Below are 23314 nucleotides of genomic sequence, written 5' to 3'. Positions count from 1 at the left end.
AATGACCACCTCCCTCCCGCGTCACAGCCGCCACCGCGCCGTGGACCGTCTCCGGGCGATCCACGGCGCGGTGGCGCGCTCGACCTCCTCGATCGTCGTGGTGTCCGCCACCGACGGCGGCGGCAAGAGTCATCTCGTCGACTCGGTGCTCGTCCAGCTGACCGGCATCACCTCTGTGCTGGTCCGGGCTCTGCCGTGGGAGAAGGACGCGCGATGGGTGGTGGCGGCCCGCGTCCTGGACCGGCTGCCACGGCCGGAGGCCGATCTGCCGCGTCGGCCCGAGCCCGGCTCCGATCCCCCTGCCACCGAGCAGCCGGAGTCTGTCGCGCCCGGTGACGCACCCGGTGGCGCGCCTGACGGGTTCGCCGTCCTGGTCGACGCCCTGGCGCGCGCTCTCACCACTGCCGGTGCCGGCACGGTCATCGTGATCGACGATGCCGAGTACTGCGACCCCGACTCCCTACGGGTGCTCACCTCGGCACTGGAGGCGGCCGGCCCGACCCCGGTGCTGCTCGTCCTCACCCTCGGAAGCCCCGCCCGCGGCCCGTCTGCGACGCTGTGCGCACAGCTAGCCCGGGAGACGGTGCGGCTGGGCCCACTCGATCAGTCCGAGATCCGCGAACTGGTGGCCACCCGGACAGGCCGGGAGCCCTCCGCCGCCGCGGCCCGTCAACTGCTCGAGTTCACCGGTGGCGAGGCGGGCGCGGTGGCGACGGTGGTCGACGAGGCCCCCGACTCGTGGTGGGGCTCCCCGTTCTCCGTGCCTCCCCTACCCGCCTCCGTCGAGCGGGAGACCGTCGCGCTGCTCGCCGACATGGACCCCGACCAGCGAGCTGTACTGGAGGCCGCCGCGGTGCTCGCGCCCCCGGTCACGCTCACCACCCTGGCCGCCCTCATCACCGCACGGGCGGGGAACGCCCCTGACGAGACCGTGGTCTCGGCCGCGCTCGACGCCGCCCACGAGGCCGGCCTGATGCGGATGGATCTGTCCCCCGGTGCCGCCGGGATCCTCTTCCGATCGCCCCTCCTGCGCACGTCGGTGCTGCGCAGCCTCGCGCCGAGCCTCCTGCTGGAACTACACACTCTGGCAGCCGGCGTGGCCGAACAGCTCCACGACACAGACGCGGCGCTGGACCACCGGGCGTCGGCGTCGACCGGGCCGGACCCGGACCTGTCCGAGAGGCTGCGCATCCGCGCGCTCGAACACGCCCGCGCCGGCCACTGGAGCGACGCCGGTCGGGCCTTCCTCACCGCTGCGGCGCTCAATCCGGATGCCGATGCCGCACGCGAGTTGCACATCGACGGTATCGACGCGCTCATCAACTCCGGGCGGATCAGCGAGGCCCGCGCCCTGTCCCACGCCCTCGAGCGGGTACGCAAGGACGCCCGGCGCGACGCCGTCCTGGGGTCGCTCGCCCTGCATCTCGGCCACGCACGTGAGGCAGAGGCCCAGCTGGGCCGCGCCCTCACCGCGGGTGCTGACACGGACCAGCACGCACCGGCAGAGCCGTCCGTCGCGCTCGCACTCGCGCAGAAGTACGTCGTCCACTCACTGTGCGAATGGCGTCCCGACCGGATCCGGCACTGGGCGGCGGTGGTCATCTCCAGCCCCGCCCGGGACCGCCCCGAGATCGAGGAGGCCCGCGCCGTCGAACTGCTGGGCAGTGCGATCGACGGCGGGACCTACACCGGCCCCGCGATCGACGACCGGCTGGCCGGGCTCGCCCCCGCCGTGGCCCAGCGCTTCGAGATGGCGACAGGTTGGATCGCCCTTGCCCGCGACGATCTCGAGACCGCCCGCCGGCACCTCGGCTCGGCCGTCCCGACCGCCGACGTCTCCGGGTCGGCCCGCATCTCCCTGTTTGCCCAGGCATGGCTCGCCCGGACGCTCACGATCCGCGGGGAATGGGACGACGCCCTGCGGGTGGTCGACACCGCCGCCCGACGGGTAGACGACCTGGAACTGGATCTGCTCGCCCCGGTCATCCACTGGTCCGGGGCCGTCGTCCGCTCGATGCGCGGCGACCACCTCGGGGCCGCCGCTCACCTGCGCAGCCTCACCACCAGCAGCGACGCCTACCCCATGCAGATCATCCCGTCGGCGATGGCCCGCATGCAGGTGGCCGCCGCGAGCGGCGACTACACGTCCGTCCGGCTGGCCGCCGAGCCGATCGTCTCACTGTCCCATGCGATGGACATCGATCAGCCCGGGTTCTGGCCCTGGCACGACCTGTACGCCCACGCCCTCGTGCTGGGCGGCAGGCTGGACGAGGCCGAGGGGCTCATCGGCCCTTCGGAATCCCGGGCCGAGGCCCAGGGGCACCGCTCCACCCTCGCCCGCCTCGGCGCCGTCCGCGCCCGCATCGCCGCGGTGCGCGGGGACGTCGACGAGTGCAACCGGATCTTCCGGCGCAGCCTCGAGCACCTCGACGGCCTGGCGATGCCGTACTACTCGGCGCGCATGCACTTCGGCTACGGGCAGACCCTGCGCCGGGCGGGACGACGTCGTGAGGCGCACCTGGCACTGGGCACCGCCCGCGACATCTACGAGCAGCTCGGCGCCCGCGCCTACGTGGAGCGGTGCGACCGCGAACGCCGCGCCGGTGGCGTGGACGTCACCCGCACCGGCGGCAACAGCACGCTGACCCCTCAGGAGCGGGCCGTGGCGACGCTCGTGGCGGACGGCCGAACCAACGCCCAGGCCGCCGAGGAACTGTTCCTTTCCGTCAAGACCGTGCAGTACCACCTGACGCGCATCTACTCGAAGCTCGGCATCAGCGGCCGGACCGAACTCGCGGTCTACGTCTCGCGCAACGCTGAGCCCTTCAGACCCGACCCCCCGGGAGACCAATGAGTAACAGCCCCGACCTCCGCGCGCCCGGAAGTCCCACCGGTGCACCCGGCGGGGAGAACGACCCGGTCGCCCGGCCCGGCCGGCCCCGCCGGCCCTCGCCCCGTCAGGTCCTCACCGATCTCGGGCCCCGCGAGTTCGCCAACGCCCTCATCGCGCTCATCTTCTCCGCGACCGGGCCCGTGGCGGTCATCCTCACCGCGGGCGCCCAGGGCGGACTCTCCCCCGCGCAGCTGTCGTCGTGGATCTTCGGCGTGTTCTTCGCCAACGGATTACTCACGATCCTCATGAGCTGGGTCTACCGCACCCCGCTCGCGTTCTTCTGGACCATTCCCGGCACCGTGATCGTCGGGAACTCCCTCGGACACCTCGGCTGGTCCGAGGTCCTCGGCGCGTACGTCGTGACGGGACTGCTGATCGTGGCCGTCGGCCTGTCAGGGCTCGCCCGACGGCTCATGGACTGGATCCCCATTCCGATCATCATGGCGATGGTCGCCGGTGTCTTCCTCCAGTTCGGGCTCGGACTGGTCGACGCCGTGTGGACCTCCCTGGCCGTGGCCCTCCCGATGGCGATGGCCTTCGTCTTCGTCGGCGCCGTACCGCGGCTCGCCCGGGTCTTCCCCCCGATCCTCGCGGCGATGGTCGCCGGGATCATCGCCGTGGTTCTGACCGGCGGCCTGTCCCGCGGGGTACTCGACGGAGGCCTCGTGGCCGCCCCCGTGTTCCAGACACCCGAGTTCACCCTCCGCGCGATCACCGAACTGGTGGTCCCGCTCGCCATCACCGTGCTGGTTGTGCAGAACGGCCAGGGCATCGCGGTCCTGCGCGCCCGCGGCCATCACCCGCCGGTGTCCGCGTGTGCCACCGCCTCCGGCGTGTGGTCGCTGCTGGTCGCCTCCATCGGCGCCGTCTCCACATGTCTGACCGGCCCGACCAACGCGTTGCTCGTGTCCTCCGGCGAGCGCGAGCGCCACTACGCGGCCGCGATCGCGAACGGCGCGCTGGCGCTGGTCGTGGGCATCCTCTCGCCGGCGTTCGTCGGGCTGATCCTGGGCACCCCCGCCGCGTTCATCGCGGCCCTCGGCGGGCTGGCGATGCTCGCCCCGCTCCAGGGCGCGTTCGTCACCGCGTTCCGGACCGACCGCGCGCTCGGCCCCCTGGTCTGCTTCCTGGTGACCGTCGCCGACGTCTCACTGATGGGCATCTCGGCGCCGTTCTGGGGCATCGTCCTGGGAATGCTCGTGACCGCGCTGCTCGAACGCCGTTCGATGTCCTGACGGCCCGTCGCGGGACGGGCCGTTCGGAAATGTCGGCCGCCTGCGCTCCCCGGGAGACAACCCGGAAATGACCCGGGCCGCCCCGCGATGCGGGACGGCCCGGGGTCTGAGGTGCGTGACGCGCGGAAGCCTACGCAGACCGCTCGCGCGGCTCCTCGTCGGAGACCGGCACGATCGTGGGCAGGACGTTGTCCCGGACCGTCTCGCCGCTGACCACGACGCGGGCCACATCGTCACGACCGGGGATGTCGTACATCACGGGGAGGAGGACCTCCTCCATGATCGCGCGCAGGCCGCGGGCACCGGTGCCGCGCAGGATCGCCTGATCGGCCACGGCCTCGAGCGCGTCCTGGGTGAACTCGAGCTCCACGCCGTCCATCTCGAAAAGCCGGGCGTACTGCTTGACCAGCGCGTTCTTGGGCTCGGCAAGGATGTTGACGAGCGCCTCGCGGTCCAGGCTGGTGACGGTGGCGACCACCGGCAACCGGCCGATGAACTCGGGGATGAGCCCGAACTTGACCAGGTCCTCCGGCATGACCTCGGAGAAGTTGGCCGTGGTGTCGAGCTCGTTCTTACTCGCGACCTCGGCGCCGAAACCCAGGCCCTTGCGGCCCACACGGTCGCCGACGATCTTCTCCAGCCCCTGGAACGCACCGGCCACGATGAACAACACGTTGGATGTGTCGATCTGGATGAACTCCTGGTGCGGGTGCTTACGACCACCCTGCGGCGGCACCGAGGCCTGCGTGCCCTCGAGGATCTTCAGCAGCGCCTGCTGGACGCCCTCACCGGACACATCACGGGTGATCGACGGGTTCTCGGCCTTGCGGGCGATCTTGTCGACCTCGTCGATGTAGATGATGCCCATCTCGGCGCGCTTGGTGTCGTAGTCCGCGGCCTGGATGAGCTTGAGGAGAATATTCTCGACATCCTCGCCCACGTAGCCGGCCTCCGTCAGCGCGGTGGCGTCGGCGATCGCGAACGGAACGTTGAGCATCTTGGCCAGCGTCTGCGCGAGGTACGTCTTGCCACAACCCGTGGGGCCCAGCATCAGGATGTTGGACTTGGCCAACTCGACGCTGTCCCCGCGGCCGAGGGTCGCCCCCACGCGGATGCGCTTGTAGTGGTTGTAGACGGCCACGGCCAGGTTCCGCTTGGCGGCGTCCTGTCCCACCACGTACTCGTCGAGGAACGAGTGGATCTCCGCCGGCTTGGGCAGCTCCTCCAGGCCGGACTCCTGCGCGTCCTCGACCTCGGATTCGATGATCTCGTTGCACAGCTCGATGCACTCGTCGCAGATGTAGACCCCGGGACCGGCGATCAGCTTCTTGACCTGCTTCTGACTCTTCCCACAGAAGGAGCACTTCAACAGGTCGCCGCTCTCACCCACACGTGCCATGAGTTCTACGTCCTCGCAATCCAGGGGCGCCGATGCACACCCCCAAGTCGACGGTACGCGCAGCAGATCGAAAAGCCGACCCCTGCGCGGTCAGTTCATTGCACCCGACGGCGCGCCGCTACCCGTAGCGGCGCGCCGCCACCGCCTCAGTTGGTCGCCGACAGCTTGCGGTAGTCGAAGACGGTGTCGATGATCCCGTACTCCTTGGCCTCCTCGGCGGTGAGGATCTTGTCGCGATCGGTGTCCTTGCGGACCTGATCGGCATCACGCCCGGTGTGGCGGGCCAGCGTGGTCTCCATGAGACGACGCATGCGCTCGATCTCGGCGGCCTGGATCTCTAGGTCCGAGACCTGGCCCTGCATGCCGCCGGTGGCGGGCTGGTGGATCAGGATGCGCGCGTTCGGCAGGGCGGCGCGCTTGCCCGGCGTGCCGGCGGCGAGCAGGACGGCGGCGGCGGAGGCCGCCTGGCCCAGGCAGACCGTCACGACGTCCGGGCGGACGTACTGCATCGTGTCGTAGATCGCCATCAACGAGGTGAACGAGCCACCCGGCGAGTTGATGTACATCGTGATGTCACGGTCCGGGTCCTGGCCCTCCAGGACCAGCAGCTGGGCCATGATGTCGTTCGCCGAGGCGTCGTCGACCTGGGTGCCCAGGAAGATGATGCGCTCCTCGAAGAGCTTGTTGTACGGGTTGGACTCCTTGACGCCGTAGCTGGAGTGCTCGACGAAGGACGGAAGGATGTACCGGGAGGTCGGCAGTGAGGACGGCATTGAGGTCATCTGGGACTCCGTGGTCGTGGTCTGGAATGGGCGGTCGGCGGGAACGGACCCGCGGGGAGCGGGATCGATCACGACGGGGAGGTTCCGCCGGACTGCGACGCACGCGCGATGACGTGGTCGACGAAGCCGTACTCCTTGGCCTCCCGCGCTGTGAACCAACGGTCGCGATCGGAGTCCTCGGTGACCTGCTCGAAGGTCTGGCCCGTGTGCTGAGCGATGAGCTCGGCCATCTCCCGCTTGGTGGCGGCGAACTGCTCGGCCTGGATCGCGATGTCGGCCGCGGAGCCACCGACACCGGCGGAGGGCTGGTGCATCATGATCTTGGCGTGCGGCAGCGCGTAGCGCTTGCCCTTGGCGCCGGCGGCGAGCAGGAACTGGCCCATCGAGGCGGCGAGGCCCATGCCGTACGTGGCGACGTCGCACTCGACGAACTGCATCGTGTCGTAGATCGCCATGCCGGCCGTGACCGAGCCACCCGGCGAGTTGATGTACATCGCGATGTCGCGGGTGGGATCCTCGGCGGCCAGCAGGAGGATCTGCGCGCACAGCCGGTTGGCGATGTCGTCATCCACCTGGGAGCCGAGGAAGATGATCCGCTCCTGCAGGAGGCGCTCGTACACCGAGTCGCCGAGGGTGAGCCCGTGCGAACCCGGGGAGTTGAGGGCGGGCTGCGTCGAACTGGGCGTAGCCGCTGAACCGTTCTGTGCCACGGGGAACCTACCTTCGCTCATCGTCTTCGCCGCTACCGCGGCGCCCGGCCGACCGGTGGCCGGGAAACCGTTACGTCAAACACTAACCAACTACACCGACGGAACCGTCCCGCCGGGGCGGGTGTTCGCTCTCAGCGTCGACCCGAACCGGCCACCCTCCCCCGCGGACCCGACCAAATAGCCGACGGCCGGCCACCGTCTCACGGTGGCCGGCCGTCGGCACGGGACGGGCCCCGATCACTCGGGCCCGTCCGGCGGATGTCAGTCCTCGGAGGCCTGCTCGTCGGTGGCCTCGGCGGCAGCCTCGGCCGACTCGCCCTCGGCGTCCTCGCCGGTGCCGAAGAACTCGCTGGTGTCGACGGCGTTGCCCTCGGTGTCCTTGACCGTGACCTTCTCGATCACGTCGGCCAGGGCCTTGGAACGACGCACGTCGGCGAACAGCGAGCCGAGCTGGCCGGCCTGCTGGATCTGCTGGACGAACTGGTTCGGGTCCATGCCGTAGCGCTGCGCCTGGAACAGGATGTGCTGGGTGAGCTCCTCCTGCGAAACCTCGGTCGAGGCCTCCTCGGCCACCGCGTCCAGCAGGAGCTGGCTGCGGATCGCGCGGGCGGCACCCTCGCGGGTCTCGGACTCGAAGGTCTCGCGGTCGGTGCCCTCGGCGGCCAGAGCCTGGTCGAGGATCGCGGTGTCGCCACCGAACTGGTCGACGAGCTGGTGCATCTGGGCGTGGGCCTCGGCGTCGACGACGGCGTCGGGGGTCGGGACCTCGGTGGCCTCGATCAGGGCGTCGAGCACCTTGTCGCGGATCTCGCCGGCCAGACCGGCCTTGGCCTGCTGGGCGACCTTCTCCACCAGGTCGGCGCGCAGCTCCTCGAGGGTGTCGAACTCGCTCGCCATCTGGGCGAACTCGTCGTCGGCCTCGGGCAGCTCGCGCTCCTTGACAGACTGCACGGTGACGGTGATGAGTGCCTCCTTGCCGGCGAACTCACCGGCGACGAGCGAGGAGGGGAACTCCTTGGACTCGCCGGCCTTGAGGCCCTTCGCCGCGTCGTCGAGTCCCTCGACGAGCGTGCCGGAACCGAGCTCATAGGACAGCCCCTCGGTGGAGGCCTCCTCGACGGCCTCGCCGTCGACGGTGGCGGCCAGGTCGACCGACAGGAAATCACCCTCCGCGGCGCCACGCTCGACACCCTTGAGGGTGCCGAACCGGGCGCGCAGGTTGTCCAGCTCGGTGTCGACCGCGCTGTCGTCGGCCGCGGGTGCCTCGACGGTGACCTCGAGCTCCTCGTACTTCGGCAGGGTGATCTCCGGGCGGACGTCGACATCGGCCGTGAACTCCACGACGTCGTTGTCCTCGAGCTTGGTGACCTCGATCTCCGGCTGTGCCAGGACCTTGAGGTCGTGCTCCTCGATGGCCGCCGAGTAGCGGGCGGGGATCATGTCGTTGATGACCTGCTCGAGGACGGCCGGGCGGCCGATCCGCGACTCCAGGAGCTTGGCCGGGGCCTTGCCCTTACGGAAACCGGGGATGTTGACCTGACCGGCGAGCGCCTTGTACGCCTTGTCGAAGTCCGGCTCGAGCTCCGCGAACGGCACCTCGACGGTGACCTTGACCCGGGTCGGGTTCAGCTGCTCGACAGTGCTCTTCACGGTGATGTTCTCCTAGAAAGTCTTTGGGGATTCGTACGTCGTTCTCCGCTGGTCGGGATGACAGGATTCGAACCTGCGACCCTCCGCTCCCAAAGCGGATGCGCTACCAAGCTGCGCCACATCCCGGTGAGTCGCGCGGCCGGCCACCCCACGTCGCGCGCGGGAAACCTGCCGGGCCGTTAAACCAACTCTCCCAGTGTACGACAGGCCCGACGTGGCGCCGATTCCGAGTTCGCGGCCCGGAAGTTGGGGGCTTCGCGACCGTCCGGTAGTGTTGGCGGAGCACGCGCGGGACCGGGGATGAAACACCAGGTCACGCCGCCGATGCGGGTGTAGCTTAATGGTAAAGCCTCTGCCTTCCAAGCAGAATACGCGGGTTCGATTCCCGTCACCCGCTCCACACGATGCCCCGCCCGGTCGATCGCCGACCGCGCGGGGCATCCGTCATCTGGACGCGCTCCCCCGCCCCGCCTGACAGGTGGGGCACCAGAACAGCGTGCGGGCCTCCATCGTCTGCAGCGCGATCTCCGTCCCGCAGACCCGGCACTCCCAGCCGTCGCGTTGGTAGACGTAGTTCCGTGGCCTGTCGGCGCCGCGCCGCGGGAGGTCACCGTGGTCGTGCGCCGGCCGGATCGTGTGGATCGCCCCGGTGTCGACACCGACGGCCATCAGCGCAACCAGGTCGTTCCAGATCGCACGGAAATCGTCCTCGCGCACCCGGTTCCCCGGTGTGAATGGATCGAGTCCCGCCCGGAACAACACCTCGGCGCGGTAGACGTTGCCCACGCCCGCGAGCACCTTCTGGTCCATCAGCAGCGCGCCGATCGGGCGAGAGCTGCGGCGGATCCGCGCCCACGCCCGCTCCGGGTCGGCGTCGGGGTCGAGCGGGTCGGGGCCCAGCCGGTCGCGGACGTCGGCGACGCCGTCGTCGTCGACCACCTCACACCTCGTGGGGCCCCGCAGGTCCACGACGTGGGCGGGCCCGCCCCTGGCTGCCTCCCCCGACCGACCGACGCGCATCCGCACCTGTCCGACAGGCGCGGGCGGTTCGGCGCCGTCCTCGACGAGGTGGGTGTCGAAGAAGCCGTAGAGGCCCAGGTGGACGTGTACCGCCAGGCCCCCCTCGTAGTGGTGGAAGAGGTGCTTGCCCGTCGCCGTGGCGTGGTCGAAGTACCGTCCGTCGACGACGACATGGTCGACGAACCGCCCCTGTGGGCTGGACACACGGACGGGCCCGCCTGCGAAGTACCGGGTGTGCAGGCGGGCCAGTCGGTGGAGGGTATGACCCTCTGGCACGGCGTATCGGGTTCCGGTTCTCGGTCTCCGGGCCTCAGGCTCCAGGCGCGGACGGGACCTCGGGAGCGACCCCGGTGCGCTCGTACTCGGCGAGGATATCGATGCGGCGCTGGTGGCGCTCGACCCCGGACCACCCCTGGTCGAGGAACGCATCGACGATCGCGAGCGCCTCCTCGCGGGAGTGCATGCGGCCGCCGAGTCCGATCAGCTGCGCGTTGTTGTGCTCGCGGGCCAGTCGAGCGGTCTCGACGCTCCAGGCCAGAGCGCAGCGGGCGCCGGGCACCTTGTTCGCGGCGATCTGCTCGCCGTTGCCGGAGCCGCCCAGCACGATGCCGAGGCTGCCGGGGTCGGCGACGACCTTGGCGGCGGCGTCGATGCAGAAGGCCGGGTAGTCATCCTCGGCGTCGTAGATGTGGGCGCCACAGTCGATCACCTCGTGCCCGGAGGCCTTCAGATGCTCGGCGATGGCGTTCTTGGTCTCGAAGCCGGCGTGGTCCGCTCCCAGGTAGATGCGCATGCGGGAGATTCTGCCACGTGCTGCCGCGCCGGGAACGCGCGGTGGAGGCGACGCCCGGTGCGCTCAGGGGCGGAGGCCGATAACCGGTATCCCCGGCGAGCAGGTCCTTCCCCGCGGTCCCGGCGTGCCCGGTCAGTCGAACCGCGGGTCCTCGGTGCGGCTGCGCTTGAGCTCGAAGAAGTACGGGAAGTCGGCGAGCAGCGCGGCGCCGTCGAAGACCCGGCCGGCCTCCTCGCCACGCGGGATTCGCGTGAGCACCGGGCCGAAGAAGGCCGTTCCGTCCACGTGCAGGACCGGGGTACCGACCTCGTCGCCGACCGGGTCCATGCCCCGGTGGTGCGAGGCGCGCAGCTCGTCGTCGTACTCGTCGGTCCCCGCTGCGGCGGCGAGGTCGGCGTCCAGGCCGGCCGCCTCGAGTGCCTCGGCGATCACGGCCGGGTCCGCGATCCCCCGGCCCTGGTCGTGGATGCGGGTGCCGAGCTCGGTGTACAGCGTGCCGAGCACCCCCTGGCCGTGCCGCTGCGCGGCGGCGATCGCCACCCGCACCGGGCCCCAGCCGAGCTTCATCTTCTCCAGGTAGTCCTCGGGCAGGTCGCGCCCGTCGTTGAGGACGGACAGGCTCATCACGTTCCAGGTCAGCGTGATGTCGCGGACCTTCTCCACCTCGAGGATCCACCGACTGGTCACCCAGGCGAAGGGGCACAACGGGTCGAACCAGAAGTCGACGGAGACGGGCGCGGACTGCGTGCTGGTGGTCATGACCCCATCTTCCCCGTCCACCCCGGTCGCCGCCACCACCGGTTTCGTTCGGGGGCGAGTGGTAGACCTGATGCCGTAGCCGTCTTCCGAAGGAACCGAGGATCCCCACCATGCGCTCGCTCAACCTCACCCGCGCCGACGCCGCCGCCCGCTCGGAGCTGCTCTCCGTCGAGTCGTACGAGGTGGAGGTCGACCTGACCGACGGCCGCGGCGGACCGGGATCGGACCGGTTCCGTTCCCGCACCGTGGTGCGGTTCTCCTGCAACCGCCCGGGCGCAGAGACCTTCATCGACCTGCGCTCCGCGGTGATCCGGTCGGCGGTACTGAACGGCCGGGAACTGTTCCCGGCCGGGGAGGGGAACAACTACGACGACGAGGTGGGCCTCACGCTCCCGGACCTGCAGTCGGACAACGAGCTCGTCGTGGACGCGGAGCTGACGTATACGACCACCGGCGAAGGCCTGCACCGGATGGTCGACCCGGCCGACGGGGAGGTCTACCTCTACTCGCAGTTCGAGACAGCCGATGCCAAGCGGGTCTTCGCCTGCTTCGACCAGCCGGACCTCAAGGCCCGCTACACGCTGACGGTGACCGCGCCCGAGAACTGGGTCGTCGTGACCAACACCGCGGCCGAGCAGTCGCCGGCCGACGGCGGCGGCGTCGTGCACCGCTTCGCGCCCACCGAGATCATGTCGACCTATCTGGTGGCGCTCATCGCGGGCCCCTATCACGTGGTGGAGGACTCCTACCGCGACGAGCACGGAACCATCCCTCTACGGCTGCTGTGCCGGGCGTCGCTGGCCGAACACCTCGACTCCGACCGACTGTTCGCGGAGACCAAGGAGGGCTTCGGCTTCTATCACCGCGAGTTCGGACTGCCGTACGCGTTCGGCAAGTACGACCAGATCTTCGTGCCCGAGTTCAACGCCGGCGCCATGGAGAACTCCGGCGCGGTGACGTTCCTCGAGGATTACGTTTTCCGGTCCCGGGTCACCGGCTACCGCTACGAACGCCGCAACGAGACACTGCTGCACGAGATGGCCCACATGTGGTTCGGCAATCTCGTGACCATGCGCTGGTGGGACGACCTGTGGCTCAACGAGTCGTTCGCGACCTTCGCCTCGGTGCTCGCCCAGGTCGACGCCACGCAGTACACGGACGCCTGGACCACCTTCGCCAACGTCGAGAAGTCGTGGGCGTACCGTCAGGACCAGCTGCCGTCCACCCACCCGGTGGCCGCGGACATGACGGACCTGGAGACGGTCGAGGCCAACTTCGACGGCATCACCTATGCCAAGGGCGCCTCGGTACTCAAGCAGCTGGTGGCGTACGTGGGCCGCGAGCCGTTCCTCACCGGCATCCGCGCGTACTTCACCGAACACGCCTTCGGTAACGCCCGGTTCGACGACCTCCTGTCGGCGCTCGAGAAGTCCTCCGGCCGCGACCTGTCCGGCTGGGCCGACCAGTGGCTGCGCACCACCGGCATCAACCCGATCTCGGTGGAGGTCGCCCACTCCGACAGCGCCATCACCGAGCTCGCCGTGATCCAGGGCCCGGCCGCCCCCGGCGCCGGGGAGCTGCGCACACACCGGCTGGGCGTCGGCCTCTACAGCCGTAACGACTCCGGCGAGTTGATTCGCACCGCCCGCGCCGAGCTGGATATCCACGACGAGCGGACGATCGTGGCCGACCTCGCCGGCGAGCCCGTCCCCGACCTGATCCTGCCCAACGACGACGACCTCACTTACTGCTCCGTCCGCCTCGACGATCGCTCGGTGGCCACCGTCCTCGACTCGCTGGAAGACATCTCCGATTCCCTGGCCCGCACGCTGTGCTGGTCGTCGCTGTGGGAGATGACCCGCGAGGCACGACTGCCGGCGCGCAGGTTCGTCGAGGTGGTCTCCCGTGCCGCACCGCGCGAACCTCACATCGGCGTGGTGCAGCGGGTGCTCACGCAGGCGCAGACCGCATTGGCGCGCTACGCCGACCCCGACTTGGCCGCGGCCACCGGCTGGAAGACCTTCTCCCACGCTATGCTCGAGGCCGCCCGGGCCGCCGAGCCGGGGTCAGACCATCAGCTCGCGTTCCTCACCGCACTGTGCGCCTGTCCCATCGGGGCCGACCAGTGCCGGGCTCTGGAGACGCTCCTCGACGCCGGTGCCGATGAGGCAGGACTGCCCGGTCTCGTTGTGGACACCGACCTGCGGTGGACCGCGCTCACCGCGCTGGTGGCCGCGGGAGCAGAGGACTCCGAGCGGATCGATGCGGAACTCACGGCCGATGACACCGCAGGCGGCGCCCGGCGGGCCGCCACCGCGCGCGCCGCCCGGCCCACGGTCGGGGCCAAGGAGGAGGCCGAGCAGCTGCTGCTGGCGACCGGCGTCGACGCTCCGAGTAACGCGATCGTGCGCGCGACGCTGCTCGGCATCGACCTACCCGGGCACGAGCACCTGTTGTCCGGGCTGTGCGAGCGCTATCTCGAGGACGTGACCGCACTGTGGGCCGCACGCCCGGGTGATCTCGCGCAGACCGTCGCCGAGGGGATCTTCCCGTCGTGGGCCGTGGACACCCAGACCGTCGCACGGTTCGAATCGGTGATCACCGATGAGACGAAGCCGGCCGCGTTACGCCGCATCATCGCCGAGCAGACCGCCGACATGACCCGGGCCCTGGCAGCGCGCACGGTCGACACCGCCGAGTCCGACTGATCCGGCCCGGGGCCGTCGGACGCCGCGGGGGTCAGGCGGCGTCGAGGTAGAGGTAGTCCTCCCAGTGGGGGCCGATCTCCCGCAACTGGGACACCAGTCGCCAGGTACGACCGCGGGGTGCGACCAGCGGCGCCCGCAGGTCCCAGCCGAGTTCCGAGAGCAGTTTGTCGGCCTTGCGGTGGTTGCACGGCGCACACGAGGCCACGCAGTTCTCCCAGCCGTGTGCCCCGCCCCGACTACGCGGGATCACATGGTCGATCGTGGTGGCGCGGGCGTTGCAGTACCCGCAGCGGTGTGAGTCCCGGTGCATGAGCGCCGCGCGCGTCATGGGGATCTGCGAGTGGTACGGGATCCGGACATACTCGCGAAGCCGGATCACCGAGGGCACCTTCACCGACGTCTCCACGGACCGGACCACGACCTCGGTCGGGTGATCATGGACCACATCGGCCTTGCCACCGATCAGCATCACGACCGCGCGACGGGCCGGCAGCGCGGTGAGCGCCTCGTAGCTCGCGTTCAGCAGGAGGACGCGAGGGGCTGCCGCAAGCGTGACCGGCCGGGCGCGCGCAGAGGGTTCGGAGCGGGCATCGGGCACGGGTTCGAGCCGGCCGGGGCGTCGTGACACCCGTTGTCGGTACTCCGAGTTCTCGCGCACTGCAGTGCCCATGTGTGGTCTCCGCTCGTCTCTTCGAGCCCAGTGCATCATGGTCGACCGGGCCCGCGATGAACCTCGCCTGCAACGATGATGCACCTTCGGTGAACTCTTCGTACGACTAATGCGCCGGAGTTCCGCAGTAGCCCGCCCCCGGACACTTCCCACCCGGGACGGGCGTCCGACCCCGTTCCGCTCCCGATCTGGACAATGGAGCCCATGAGCAGCAGCACGTTCTATGACGAGGTCGGCGGCGCGGAGACCTTCCGCAAGTTGGTCCACGAGTTCTACCGGGGCGTGGGAGAAGATCCGGCGTTCCGGGCGATGTACCCGGAAGAGGATCTCGGACCCGCCGAGGACCGACTCCGGATGTTCCTCGAGCAGTATTGGGGCGGGCCCACCACCTACTCCGAGCAGCGCGGACACCCACGGCTACGGATGCGGCACCACCCATACGTGATCGACCGGACCGCGCACGACACCTGGCTGAAGCACATGATGGCCGCGGTCGACACCATCGACAGCGAGACGCTGGATGACGAGCACCGCGCGGCGCTGGTCGACTACCTCACGCGGGCCGCCGCAATGCTGGTCAACAGCCCCGACATCGCATGAATCACGTGCCCCACGCGCCGCGTCTTTGGGAAGAGATGGTTCTCTACCAGATCTACCCACGGTCATTCGCCGACTCGGATGGCGACGGGGTCGGCGACCTGCAGGGCGTCATCGACCACATCGGCCACCTCGAGTCCCTGGGCGTGGACGGCGTGTGGTTCTCGCCGATCATGCGCTCCCCCGGCGTCGACCACGGCTACGACGTCTCCGATCCCCGTGACGTCGACCCGTTGTTCGGCGACGTCGACACTCTGCGCCGCCTCGTCGATGCCCTGCACTACAGGCGGATGGTCCTCATCATGGACCTGGTACCGAACCACACCAGCTCCGAGCACCCCTGGTTCATCGAGGCGCTCGCCGCCGGACCGGGCAGCCCCGAGCGGGCCCGCTACATCTTCCGCGACGGCCGAGGAGAGGACGGCACACAGCCGCCCAACAACTGGCCGTCAGTCTTCGGCGGACCGGCCTGGACCCGCGTGACCGAACCGGATGGCACGCCCGGGCAGTGGTACCTCCACCTTTTCGCCCCGCAGCAGCCGGATCTGGACTGGTCGAGCTCGGAGGTCGCCGACGACCTCGAGCGCACTCTGCGGTTCTGGCTGGATCTGGGGGTGGACGGGTTCCGGATCGATGTGGCCCACGGACTCGCCAAACCGGCGGAACTCGCGGACCTGCCCGACGATCTGGAGATCGCCCAGCTCGTCGTCGACGCCCGTGACGCCCGCTGGGACCGCTCCGGCGTCCACGACGTGCACCGCCACATCCGTCGCGTCCTCGACGAGTACCCCGGCACCGCCGCGTTCGGCGAGGTGTGGGTCGGCCCAGTCGAGAGGTTCGCCCGCTACCTCCGGTCCGACGAACTGCACTTCGCCTTCCACTTCGCCCTCACCGACGCGCCGTTCGAGGCCGATGCCATCCGCACGGCTATCGACTCCGGCCTCGAGGCCGCGCGTGCTTCCGGGGCGGCCCCGACGTGGGCGCTCTCCAACCACGATGTCGTGCGCGAGGTGACCCGCTACGGCAACGGCGAGGTGGGACTCTCCCGGGCCCGCGCGATGCTGTTGGTCACGCTGGCACTGCCCGGCATCGCGTTCGTCTACAACGGTGCCGAACTCGGGTTGCCCAGCGACTTCTCGATCCCGCACGACCGCCTCACCGACCCGACCTGGGAACGCACCGGCCACGCCGAGCTGGGACGCGATCACTGCCGCGTGCCACTGCCCTGGGCCGGGCTGCGTCCGCCCTACGGTTTCTCCGCCGCCGACGAGACGTGGCTGCCGATGCCCGAGACCTGGGCGGGTCTCACCGTCGCGGCCCAGGACGCCGACCCCGACTCGACGCTGGCGCTGTACCGGCAGGCGATCCGGATCCGACATTCCTGGGCCGCCTCGACCACAGCCGTTGTGCACTGGACCAGCAAACTTGACGGGTGTCTGGAATTCCGGCGCGAAGACGGCCCGATCGTGTGCATGATCAACACATCCCGTCGATCGGTGCCGCTTCCGACCGGCGATGTGGTCCTGTCCTCGGGACCGCTCGACGGGGACCACCTGCCACCGGACACCGCCGTGTGGCTCCGGAACTGAGACGAAGAAGGAATCGAGAGATGCGACTTTCGGGCAAGACCGCCATCGTGACCGGCGGGGCCGGCGGGATCGGCCGCGGCATCACCCGCGCGTTCGTCAAGGAGGGCGCCTCCGTCCTCGCTGTGGACATCAACGACGACGCCGGCGCGGCGCTCGCCGACGAGCTCGGCGAGAAGGTCCGCTTCCTGAGTGTCGACATCTCGGTCGAGGCGAACGCCGAGAAGATCGTCACCGCCGCGGTCGAGGCGTTCGGTGGGGTCGACATCCTGGTCAACAACGCGCACGCCTCTCAGCAGGCCCCGCTGTTGGAGACGACCCAGGACATGCTCGATCTGTCATTCAACACCGGCTTCTACCCCACGTTCTGGTTGATGAAGGCAGCTCACGCCCAGCTGGCGGAGCGTGGTGGATCGGTGATCAACTTCGCTTCCGGCGCCGGGATCAACGGCCATCCCACCCAGGGCTCGTACGCAGCGGCCAAGGAGGCGATCCGTGCCATCAGCCGCGTCGCGGCGAACGAGTGGGCGCGGGACGGGATCAACGTCAACGTGATCTCGCCGCTGGCGCTCACCGAAGGCGTGGAGAGCTACATCGAGGCCAACCCGGGCATCGAGAAGAAGCTCCTCGCCGGCACCCCCATGCGCCGGTTCGGTGACCCGGAGGGCGACATCGGCCGGGTGGCCGTCTTCCTCGCATCCGAGGATGCCGCCTACATGACGGGGCAGACCATGATGGTGGACGGTGGCAGCGTCATGCTCCGCTGAGCCCGGTCATGAGCCTGTGAGGCCGAGCCTCGGCAGGACGACGTCGCGGACCGTGTCCGGATTACGTTCGACCACGACCCAGCGCCTGCCGAGGTCCCGGGCGGCGACCGCGGTCGTGCCCGATCCGGCGAACAGGTCCACCACCAGGTCATCGGGCCCGGTCGACAGTTCGATGATGCGCCGCATCAGCGCCTCGGGCTTGGGGGTGCGGAAGCCATCGACGCCGGCCGCGCGCAACTCGGCGCGGGCGGTGTCCGTCGAGCCCACCTCCTGGGACAGCCAGATGGTCTTGAGCTTCTTGATCCGACCCACCTCGTGCCGATCCCGCTGATAGATGTCGATGCGTGTGCCCGAGCGGCCTCGCACCGTCCGGCACACCAGCTCGTCCACGCGCTCGACGGCGCGATCCCGGGACCAACGCCACACCGCCGGTGTGAGGTCGCCGAACACCGGCAGGATCTCGACCTTTCCGGGCCCGGGGTCCACCGCGACGGCGCCGGTCTCCGGATCCCCGTAGAGCGGGTACGTCATGGTGGGGGTGGTCAGCGGGTTGAAGCGCTTATTGGTGTTTCGTAGCGGCAACAGCCGGAAGTTCACCCCGTCGGAATCCACGTGCGGAAAGTCCGCCGGGTTGACCGCGGCGGCGATCCCCCCGTCCAGTACCACCTTCTCCGGGTTCCGCGCGTACACCATCAGGCGGTCGTGGGAGCCGGCGAAGAATCGATCGAGTTGGCGGCCCTTCGGGTTGCTCTCCACCGTGAGGTCGGCGATGAACGCCTCGACACCGAACACCTCATCGAGCAGGCATCTCACCCGATGCGCCTCCGCGTCGTCGAGGTGCACCCAGATGGTCCCGGTCTCGGCGAGGAGTTCTCGCGCCACGACAAGGCGTTCCTCGATGTAGGCGAGCCACTCGTGCCGGGGCATGTTGTCGTCATAACCGTTGAAGCTGCCGCCGCGGTTATAGGGCGGGTCGAGATATGCCAGCTGCGTGGTGCCCACCGGCCCCAGCCCGAGCTCCTGTAGTTCACCGGCGGCCTCGGCGAGCCGAGCACCGTCGCCCACGAGCACGGCCCCTCGAGCCGGTGCAGCGGATAGTTCGGCAGAACGGCCCGTCGGGCCGTCTACCTGCGCCGGGAGGGCAGCACGAAGGCGCGGGGCGGGCCCGTGCGCGCCCGGTGGCGACGGCTCACCCCGGCCCGGCCAGGAGACCGAGAACCCCTGCGGAGTCACCTCAGCGGTTCGAGAGTGAGTGAGTCGGTGCGGCGGTACACCGTGCCGTAGCGCGCGTCGATGCGCAGCCACGCCCCGCGTTCGCTGACCCTGACCGGCTCGCCCTCCGGCGCACGGCCACCTCGCTCGGGGACGAAGCCACACATGACCAGGGAGAACACGGTTCGCATGTCGATGCCCAGAGGAGTACTGCCGTCCGAGCGAACCGTGAGCGCCTCCTGGTCGAGCAAAGACGGCGGCAGCCCGGCGGGCCCGGCGTTCTCCTGCGCCACGGTGCGGCCCGACTCGGTGAGGTCCAGCAATACCTGGGCGGGTACGTCCTCGACCAACTGGAACCCGTCCGTCGGAGGCAGCAGCCCCTGCCAGGCGGACAGCAACGGCATACCGGGGTCGACCCGGCCTTCGCTGTCCCCACGGGGCAGGAGGTCCAGCTCGGTGAGAAGGTGGTCGGCGCCGCACACCACGTCACCACCGGGACATTCCCCACCGAGTACACGCACGACCAGCGGCCCGAACGGAGTGCGCGCCCACACGCGCATCCGTCCGTCCCCGGCTGTGGTGAGCCGGACGACCGCCGCCTCGTCCAGTCTCAGCACCCGTCGCAGCAGGGTACGCAGGTCGTCGCGGTCCGCGGGCGCGGGAACACGGATCATGCCGTCTCGCAGGCCGGCCTCCGTCACGAGGGATCCTTGTGATGGAACCGCAGTAGGTGTTCGCGCTCGGCCGGGGTGAACCGCCGGGGCCGCTGGGTCTGCAGGTCGAACGCGGCGATCCTCGCCGTGCAGTCCACCTCCGGGGGCTCGGAGTCGGGTGTGTGACGTCCGCGCACCTCATGGCGTGCCACGAACAGGGCTCCCCCGACCTTCTCGCACCACATGCGCACGCGGATCGGTCCGTCGGCGTGCTTGATCTGCCCGCGGTATTTCACCGCGAGATCGGTCATCACCGCTCCCGCGGCGAGAGTCGACGTGGGGGTGCCCTCCTCGAAGAGCCACGGAATGCGCGCTTCTTCGATGAGCGTGATCATCCGTGCGTGGTTGACATGGTGATAGAGATCCTGGTCCGACCACCGGACGGGCATCGCGGCGGTGTAGACCATGCGGCCGGGCTCGCCCGAGACGCCCAGCGGTCCGCCGGTGTCGAAGACGAGCTGTTCGCTCATCCGGCCGACTCCTTCTCGGTGATCGCGGCCCGCTGCCGGGCCGCTTCGAGCACGTTGCGCACCGTGGCCGGGATCTCGACGGACGACGACGAGGCGACGTCGTAGGCGACCATCACCACGTGCAACGTGCAACACACGTCGCCCGCGGCATCCAGGATCGTCTGCCGGAGCTGGTACGAGGAGGTCCCGACGTGCACGACCTCGATCTCCACGTCCACCGTGGCGGAGTCCCGGAGCACCGGGCGCAGATGGTCGATCTCGGTCCGGCGCACCACCTGGGCGAGGTTGCCCAGCCCGAACGGGCTGAAGCGGCTGCGCGAGAACAGGATCCGCGCCTCCTGCGCGTACTCGATGTACTTGACGTTGTTGACGTGACCGAACTGATCGAAGTCAGCCCACCGCACCTGCAGGGTGCAGCGGAACACCCCGTTGTCGGTCGCCTCGTCGCCGGTACTCATACCCGCCTCCTAGCCTGCCCCCAGGAGCGCACGACGCTCCTCGGGGGTGATCTCCATTGTCGTGACCTCGTCGGCGGCCGCGACCACGAGAACCGTGTCGACGATCGCGCACGGCTCGGACCCGGTGTACTCCGAGCCGATCGCAGTCCGCATGGTGAACGAGGTCCGGCCCACCCGCAGCACCTGGACGTCCACCCACACCTCCGGGACGCCCATGCCGATGACGCGCCGGAAGTCGATCTCCATCCACCGGGCCAACGCGATCGGCACGCGCGAACCGGGGACGTCGAACTTCTCGCGGAACCACATGAGCCGGGCGTCCTGCGAGAACTCCTGGAAACGCACGTTGTTCACGTGCATCCCCACAAAATCCGAGATCCGCAACGGGATCCGGACCCGGTGCACAGGGCCCGACGTCCCGTCCGGGGCGTCGGCTGTGTTAGTTCCGTCCGCGTCGGCCGCGGTGGGGGCACTCATCGCGCTCAGTCCCGGGTGAGCTTGCGGTGGGTGACGCGGCTCGGGCGTGCGGCGTCCGCGCCGAGACGCTCGACCTTGTTCTTCTCGTAACCCTCGAAGTTGCCCTCGAACCAGTACCACTGGCCCTCTTCGACGTTGCCCTCCCACGCGAGGATGTGGGTACAGGTGCGGTCCAGGAACCAGCGGTCGTGCGAGATCACGACGGCGCAGCCGGGGAAGTCCTCGAGCGCGTTCTCGAGACTGCCGAGCGTCTCGGTGTCCAGGTCGTTCGTCGGCTCATCCAGGAGGATCAGGTTGCCGCCGACCTTGAGGGTCAGAGCCAGGTTGAGGCGGTTCCGCTCACCACCGGACAGGACGCCGGACTTCTTCTGCTGGTCCGGGCCCTTGAAACCGAAGGCGCTCACGTACGCACGCGACGGCATCTCGTTCTGGCCGACCTCGATGAAGTCGTTACCCTCGGAGACGACCTCCCACACCGACTTCTCCGGGTCGATGTTGGCGCGGTTCTGGTCGACGTAGCTGAGCTTGACCGTGTCGCCGATGCGCACGGTGCCGGCGTCCGGCTCCTCGAGGCCCACGATGGTCTTGAACAGCGTGGTCTTACCGACACCGTTCGGGCCGATGACGCCGACGATGCCGTTGCGCGGCAACGTGAAGGTGAGGTCCTTGATCAGGACTCGGTCGTCGAAGCCCTTCTGCAGGTCGTTGACCTCGACCACGACGTTGCCCAGGCGCGGCGGCGTGGGGATCTGGATCTCCTCGAAGTCCAGCTTCCTGTGCTTCTCCGCCTCCGCGGCCATCTCCTCGTACTTGGCCAGACGGGCCTTGGACTTGGTCTGCCGGGCCTTGGCGCCGGAGCGCACCCACTCGAGCTCGGCCTTGAGGCGCTTCTGCAGCTTCTGGTCCTTCTTGCCCTGGACCTCGAGACGCTCGGCCTTCTTCTCCAGGTAGGTGGAGTAGTTGCCCTCATAGGGGTGCAGCTTGCCGCGGTCGACCTCACAGATCCACTGCGCGACGTGGTCGAGGAAGTAGCGGTCGTGTGTGACGGCCATGACGGCGCCCGGGTAGGAGGCCAGGTGCTGCTCCAGCCAGAGGACGGACTCGGCGTCCAGGTGGTTGGTCGGCTCGTCGAGCAGCAGCAGGTCGGGCTTGCTCAGCAGGAGCTTGCACAGCGCCACGCGGCGCATCTCGCCACCGGAGAGGTTGGTGACCGGCGAGTCCCCGGGCGGGCAGCGCAGGGCGTCCATGGCCTGCTCGATCTGCGAGTCGACCTCCCAGGCGTCGACGGCGTCCAGGAACTCCTGGAGCTGGCCCATCTCCTCCATGAGCTCGTCGGTATAGTTGGTCGCCATCTCCTCGGCGACCTCGTTGTACCGGCGCAGCTTGACCATCGTCTCGCCGAGCCCGTCCTCGACGTTCTCCTTGACGGTCTTGGACTCGTCGAGAACCGGCTCCTGCATGAGGATGCCGACGGTGGCCTCCGGATCGAGGAACGCCTCACCGTTGGACGGCTGGTCGAGCCCCGCCATGATCTTGAGGATGGAGGATTTACCGGCGCCGTTCGGCCCCACGACGCCGATCTTCGCACCGGGATAGAAGGCCATCGTGACGTCGTCGAGGATCACCTTGTCCCCGTGCGCCTTGCGGACCTTCTTCATGGTGTAAATAAACTCGGCCATTCTACCCTCTCACCTGCGAAAACAGTTCTCATCGCCGCGGGTGGGCCGCGGGCACGACCCCCATGTTACGTGGCTGCCCGCGGCCCGGCTCGCACAGCGGAGTCAGGCGGGTGTGGCTACCGCCAACTCGTTCATGTCGGACCGCTCACCCAGGAGGTCCGAATCGGTACCGTCCAGCCCGCGCAGGCCGTCGACCTCCGCATCACCGGACGACTCACCGTCCACTTCGTCACTCGACACCGACCCGATCGACATCGCATCCGCCCCGGTCTCGCCACCATCCCGGGGACCACCGGCCCCGGGTTCGACCGGATCGAACCGGATCCGCCGGGCCGAGACGTCCATGCGCGACATGTCCGGCCCGATCGCACTGACCCGCATCTCCAGGTCCCGCTGCACACGTCCCTCGCGCTCGTACTCGTTGGTCAGCAGCCGCCCGTGGACGAGCACCGCGTCCCCCTTGAACAGCCGCCCCGCGGTGCGTTGCGCGAGCTTGCCCCAGCAGTTCGCGGAGAAGTACAGCGTGCCGCCGGTCTTCCACTCCCCCGAGTTACGGTCCTGGTAGCGGGTGTTGCTGGCGACGCGGAAGGTGAACACCTCGTCGTCGCCCACGCGCCGGGTGACGGGGTCGGTGATGATGGTGCCGCGGACGGTCGTCTGGGTCTCGTTCATGGGGACTCTCCTGTGTCGTCGGGACCGACCGGGCGCCGGCCACCTGTCCGCAACAGTGCACGAC

21 protein-coding genes and 2 tRNA genes are annotated in these 23314 nt (G+C 69.3%); 7 read left to right on the top strand and 16 right to left on the bottom strand.

Translation table 11 applies throughout. The features are described 5' to 3' along the window. Position 1 precedes the first annotated feature (1 nt). Together K3888_RS13685 and K3888_RS13680 are read left to right on the top strand one after the other, a co-directional pair. Positions 2 to 2854 carry a helix-turn-helix transcriptional regulator gene (locus K3888_RS13685; protein ID WP_230930830.1) on the top strand — a complete coding sequence of 951 codons (2853 nt, stop codon included), beginning with the start codon at positions 2 to 4 and terminating at the stop codon, positions 2852 to 2854. Then, a complete protein-coding gene (locus tag K3888_RS13680) occupies positions 2851 to 4128 on the top strand; it encodes a benzoate/H(+) symporter BenE family transporter (RefSeq protein WP_230930829.1) in 1278 nt (425 codons plus the stop codon). Before K3888_RS13685 ends, K3888_RS13680 begins: the two co-directional genes overlap by 4 nt. A gap of 130 nt (positions 4129 to 4258) precedes the next feature. Here the strand turns inward: K3888_RS13680 and clpX are convergent, their stop codons facing one another. The 5 genes from clpX to K3888_RS13655 all read right to left on the bottom strand — a co-directional run bounded on the left by clpX (position 4259) and on the right by K3888_RS13655 (position 8795). After that, entirely contained in the window at positions 4259 to 5527 is a 1269-nt protein-coding gene (clpX, locus tag K3888_RS13675; RefSeq protein ID WP_230930828.1) for an ATP-dependent Clp protease ATP-binding subunit ClpX, read from the bottom strand. Between the two features lie 146 nt (positions 5528 to 5673). After that, on the bottom strand, positions 5674 to 6309 hold the full coding sequence (locus K3888_RS13670; protein WP_230930827.1) for an ATP-dependent Clp protease proteolytic subunit: 636 nt from the start codon (positions 6307 to 6309) through the stop codon (positions 5674 to 5676). A gap of 68 nt (positions 6310 to 6377) precedes the next feature. Beyond that, complete coding sequence (locus tag K3888_RS13665) at positions 6378 to 7019, bottom strand: ATP-dependent Clp protease proteolytic subunit (protein WP_230930826.1); 642 nt, start codon at positions 7017 to 7019, stop codon at positions 6378 to 6380. 261 nt (positions 7020 to 7280) lie between these two features. After that, the gene (tig, locus tag K3888_RS13660) at positions 7281 to 8669 is read right to left on the bottom strand and encodes a trigger factor (protein WP_230930825.1); all 1389 of its coding nucleotides are present in this window, start codon (positions 8667 to 8669) and stop codon (positions 7281 to 7283) included. A gap of 49 nt (positions 8670 to 8718) precedes the next feature. Then, positions 8719 to 8795, bottom strand: a tRNA-Pro gene (locus K3888_RS13655). A gap of 200 nt (positions 8796 to 8995) precedes the next feature. Between K3888_RS13655 and K3888_RS13650 the strand changes: the two genes are divergently transcribed. Further along, positions 8996 to 9069 (top strand) — tRNA-Gly (locus K3888_RS13650). Positions 9070 to 9113: 44 nt separating this feature from the next. On the opposite strand, the gene K3888_RS13645 is transcribed toward K3888_RS13650, so the two are convergent. The 3 genes from K3888_RS13645 to K3888_RS13635 all read right to left on the bottom strand — a co-directional run bounded on the left by K3888_RS13645 (position 9114) and on the right by K3888_RS13635 (position 11241). Beyond that, positions 9114 to 9965 (bottom strand): Fpg/Nei family DNA glycosylase, encoded by an 852-nt coding sequence (locus tag K3888_RS13645; protein WP_230930824.1) that lies wholly within the window; start codon positions 9963 to 9965, stop codon positions 9114 to 9116. A 34-nt stretch (positions 9966 to 9999) separates the two neighbouring features. Then, the gene (locus tag K3888_RS13640) at positions 10000 to 10482 is read right to left on the bottom strand and encodes a ribose-5-phosphate isomerase (RefSeq protein WP_230930823.1); all 483 of its coding nucleotides are present in this window, start codon (positions 10480 to 10482) and stop codon (positions 10000 to 10002) included. Positions 10483 to 10614: 132 nt separating this feature from the next. After that, positions 10615 to 11241 (bottom strand): mycothiol-dependent nitroreductase Rv2466c family protein, encoded by a 627-nt coding sequence (locus tag K3888_RS13635; protein ID WP_230930822.1) that lies wholly within the window; start codon positions 11239 to 11241, stop codon positions 10615 to 10617. Positions 11242 to 11351: 110 nt separating this feature from the next. On the opposite strand from K3888_RS13635, the gene pepN reads away from it, so the two are divergent. Next, positions 11352 to 13949, top strand: a complete 2598-nt coding sequence (gene pepN / locus K3888_RS13630) for an aminopeptidase N (RefSeq protein ID WP_230930821.1) — start codon at positions 11352 to 11354, stop codon at positions 13947 to 13949. Between the two features lie 31 nt (positions 13950 to 13980). Here pepN and K3888_RS13625 read toward each other — a convergent pair whose 3' ends face one another. Beyond that, positions 13981 to 14619, bottom strand: a complete 639-nt coding sequence (locus K3888_RS13625; protein ID WP_230930820.1) for an HNH endonuclease — start codon at positions 14617 to 14619, stop codon at positions 13981 to 13983. Positions 14620 to 14823: 204 nt separating this feature from the next. Between K3888_RS13625 and K3888_RS13620 the strand changes: the two genes are divergently transcribed. From K3888_RS13620 to K3888_RS13610, 3 genes are read left to right on the top strand one after another with little or no spacing between them, the layout of a single operon-like run. Continuing rightward, positions 14824 to 15219, top strand: a complete 396-nt coding sequence (locus K3888_RS13620; protein WP_230930819.1) for a globin — start codon at positions 14824 to 14826, stop codon at positions 15217 to 15219. Beyond that, positions 15216 to 16805, top strand: coding sequence for a glycoside hydrolase family 13 protein (locus tag K3888_RS13615; RefSeq protein ID WP_372459575.1), 1590 nt, complete (start codon positions 15216 to 15218; stop codon positions 16803 to 16805). Before K3888_RS13620 ends, K3888_RS13615 begins: the two co-directional genes overlap by 4 nt. A gap of 20 nt (positions 16806 to 16825) precedes the next feature. Then, on the top strand, positions 16826 to 17569 hold the full coding sequence (locus K3888_RS13610) for an SDR family NAD(P)-dependent oxidoreductase (protein ID WP_230930818.1): 744 nt from the start codon (positions 16826 to 16828) through the stop codon (positions 17567 to 17569). 6 nt (positions 17570 to 17575) lie between these two features. Here K3888_RS13610 and K3888_RS13605 read toward each other — a convergent pair whose 3' ends face one another. The 7 genes from K3888_RS13605 to K3888_RS13575 all read right to left on the bottom strand — a co-directional run bounded on the left by K3888_RS13605 (position 17576) and on the right by K3888_RS13575 (position 23250). Beyond that, a complete protein-coding gene (locus tag K3888_RS13605) occupies positions 17576 to 18634 on the bottom strand; it encodes a site-specific DNA-methyltransferase (RefSeq protein ID WP_230930817.1) in 1059 nt (352 codons plus the stop codon). A 164-nt stretch (positions 18635 to 18798) separates the two neighbouring features. Continuing rightward, entirely contained in the window at positions 18799 to 19482 is a 684-nt protein-coding gene (locus K3888_RS13600; protein WP_230930816.1) for a DUF8185 domain-containing protein, read from the bottom strand. After that, on the bottom strand, positions 19479 to 19964 hold the full coding sequence (locus K3888_RS13595) for an acyl-CoA thioesterase (protein WP_230930815.1): 486 nt from the start codon (positions 19962 to 19964) through the stop codon (positions 19479 to 19481). The genes K3888_RS13600 and K3888_RS13595 overlap by 4 nt, the downstream gene beginning before the upstream one ends. Next, a complete protein-coding gene (locus K3888_RS13590; RefSeq protein WP_230930814.1) occupies positions 19961 to 20422 on the bottom strand; it encodes an acyl-CoA thioesterase in 462 nt (153 codons plus the stop codon). The genes K3888_RS13595 and K3888_RS13590 overlap by 4 nt, the downstream gene beginning before the upstream one ends. A gap of 9 nt (positions 20423 to 20431) precedes the next feature. Continuing rightward, a complete protein-coding gene (locus K3888_RS13585; RefSeq protein WP_230930813.1) occupies positions 20432 to 20899 on the bottom strand; it encodes an acyl-CoA thioesterase in 468 nt (155 codons plus the stop codon). 5 nt (positions 20900 to 20904) lie between these two features. Continuing rightward, positions 20905 to 22578 carry an energy-dependent translational throttle protein EttA gene (ettA, locus tag K3888_RS13580; RefSeq protein WP_230930812.1) on the bottom strand — a complete coding sequence of 558 codons (1674 nt, stop codon included), beginning with the start codon at positions 22576 to 22578 and terminating at the stop codon, positions 20905 to 20907. A 102-nt stretch (positions 22579 to 22680) separates the two neighbouring features. Continuing rightward, positions 22681 to 23250, bottom strand: a complete 570-nt coding sequence (locus K3888_RS13575) for a single-stranded DNA-binding protein (RefSeq protein ID WP_230930811.1) — start codon at positions 23248 to 23250, stop codon at positions 22681 to 22683. Positions 23251 to 23314 lie beyond the last annotated feature (64 nt).

It is taken from the genome of Dietzia aurantiaca (genome assembly GCF_021033825.1).
GTDB lineage: Bacteria > Actinomycetota > Actinomycetes > Mycobacteriales > Mycobacteriaceae > Dietzia > Dietzia aurantiaca.
The sequence above is the reverse complement of the archived record's forward strand: the minus strand, read 5'-3'. Positions and strand labels throughout refer to the sequence as shown.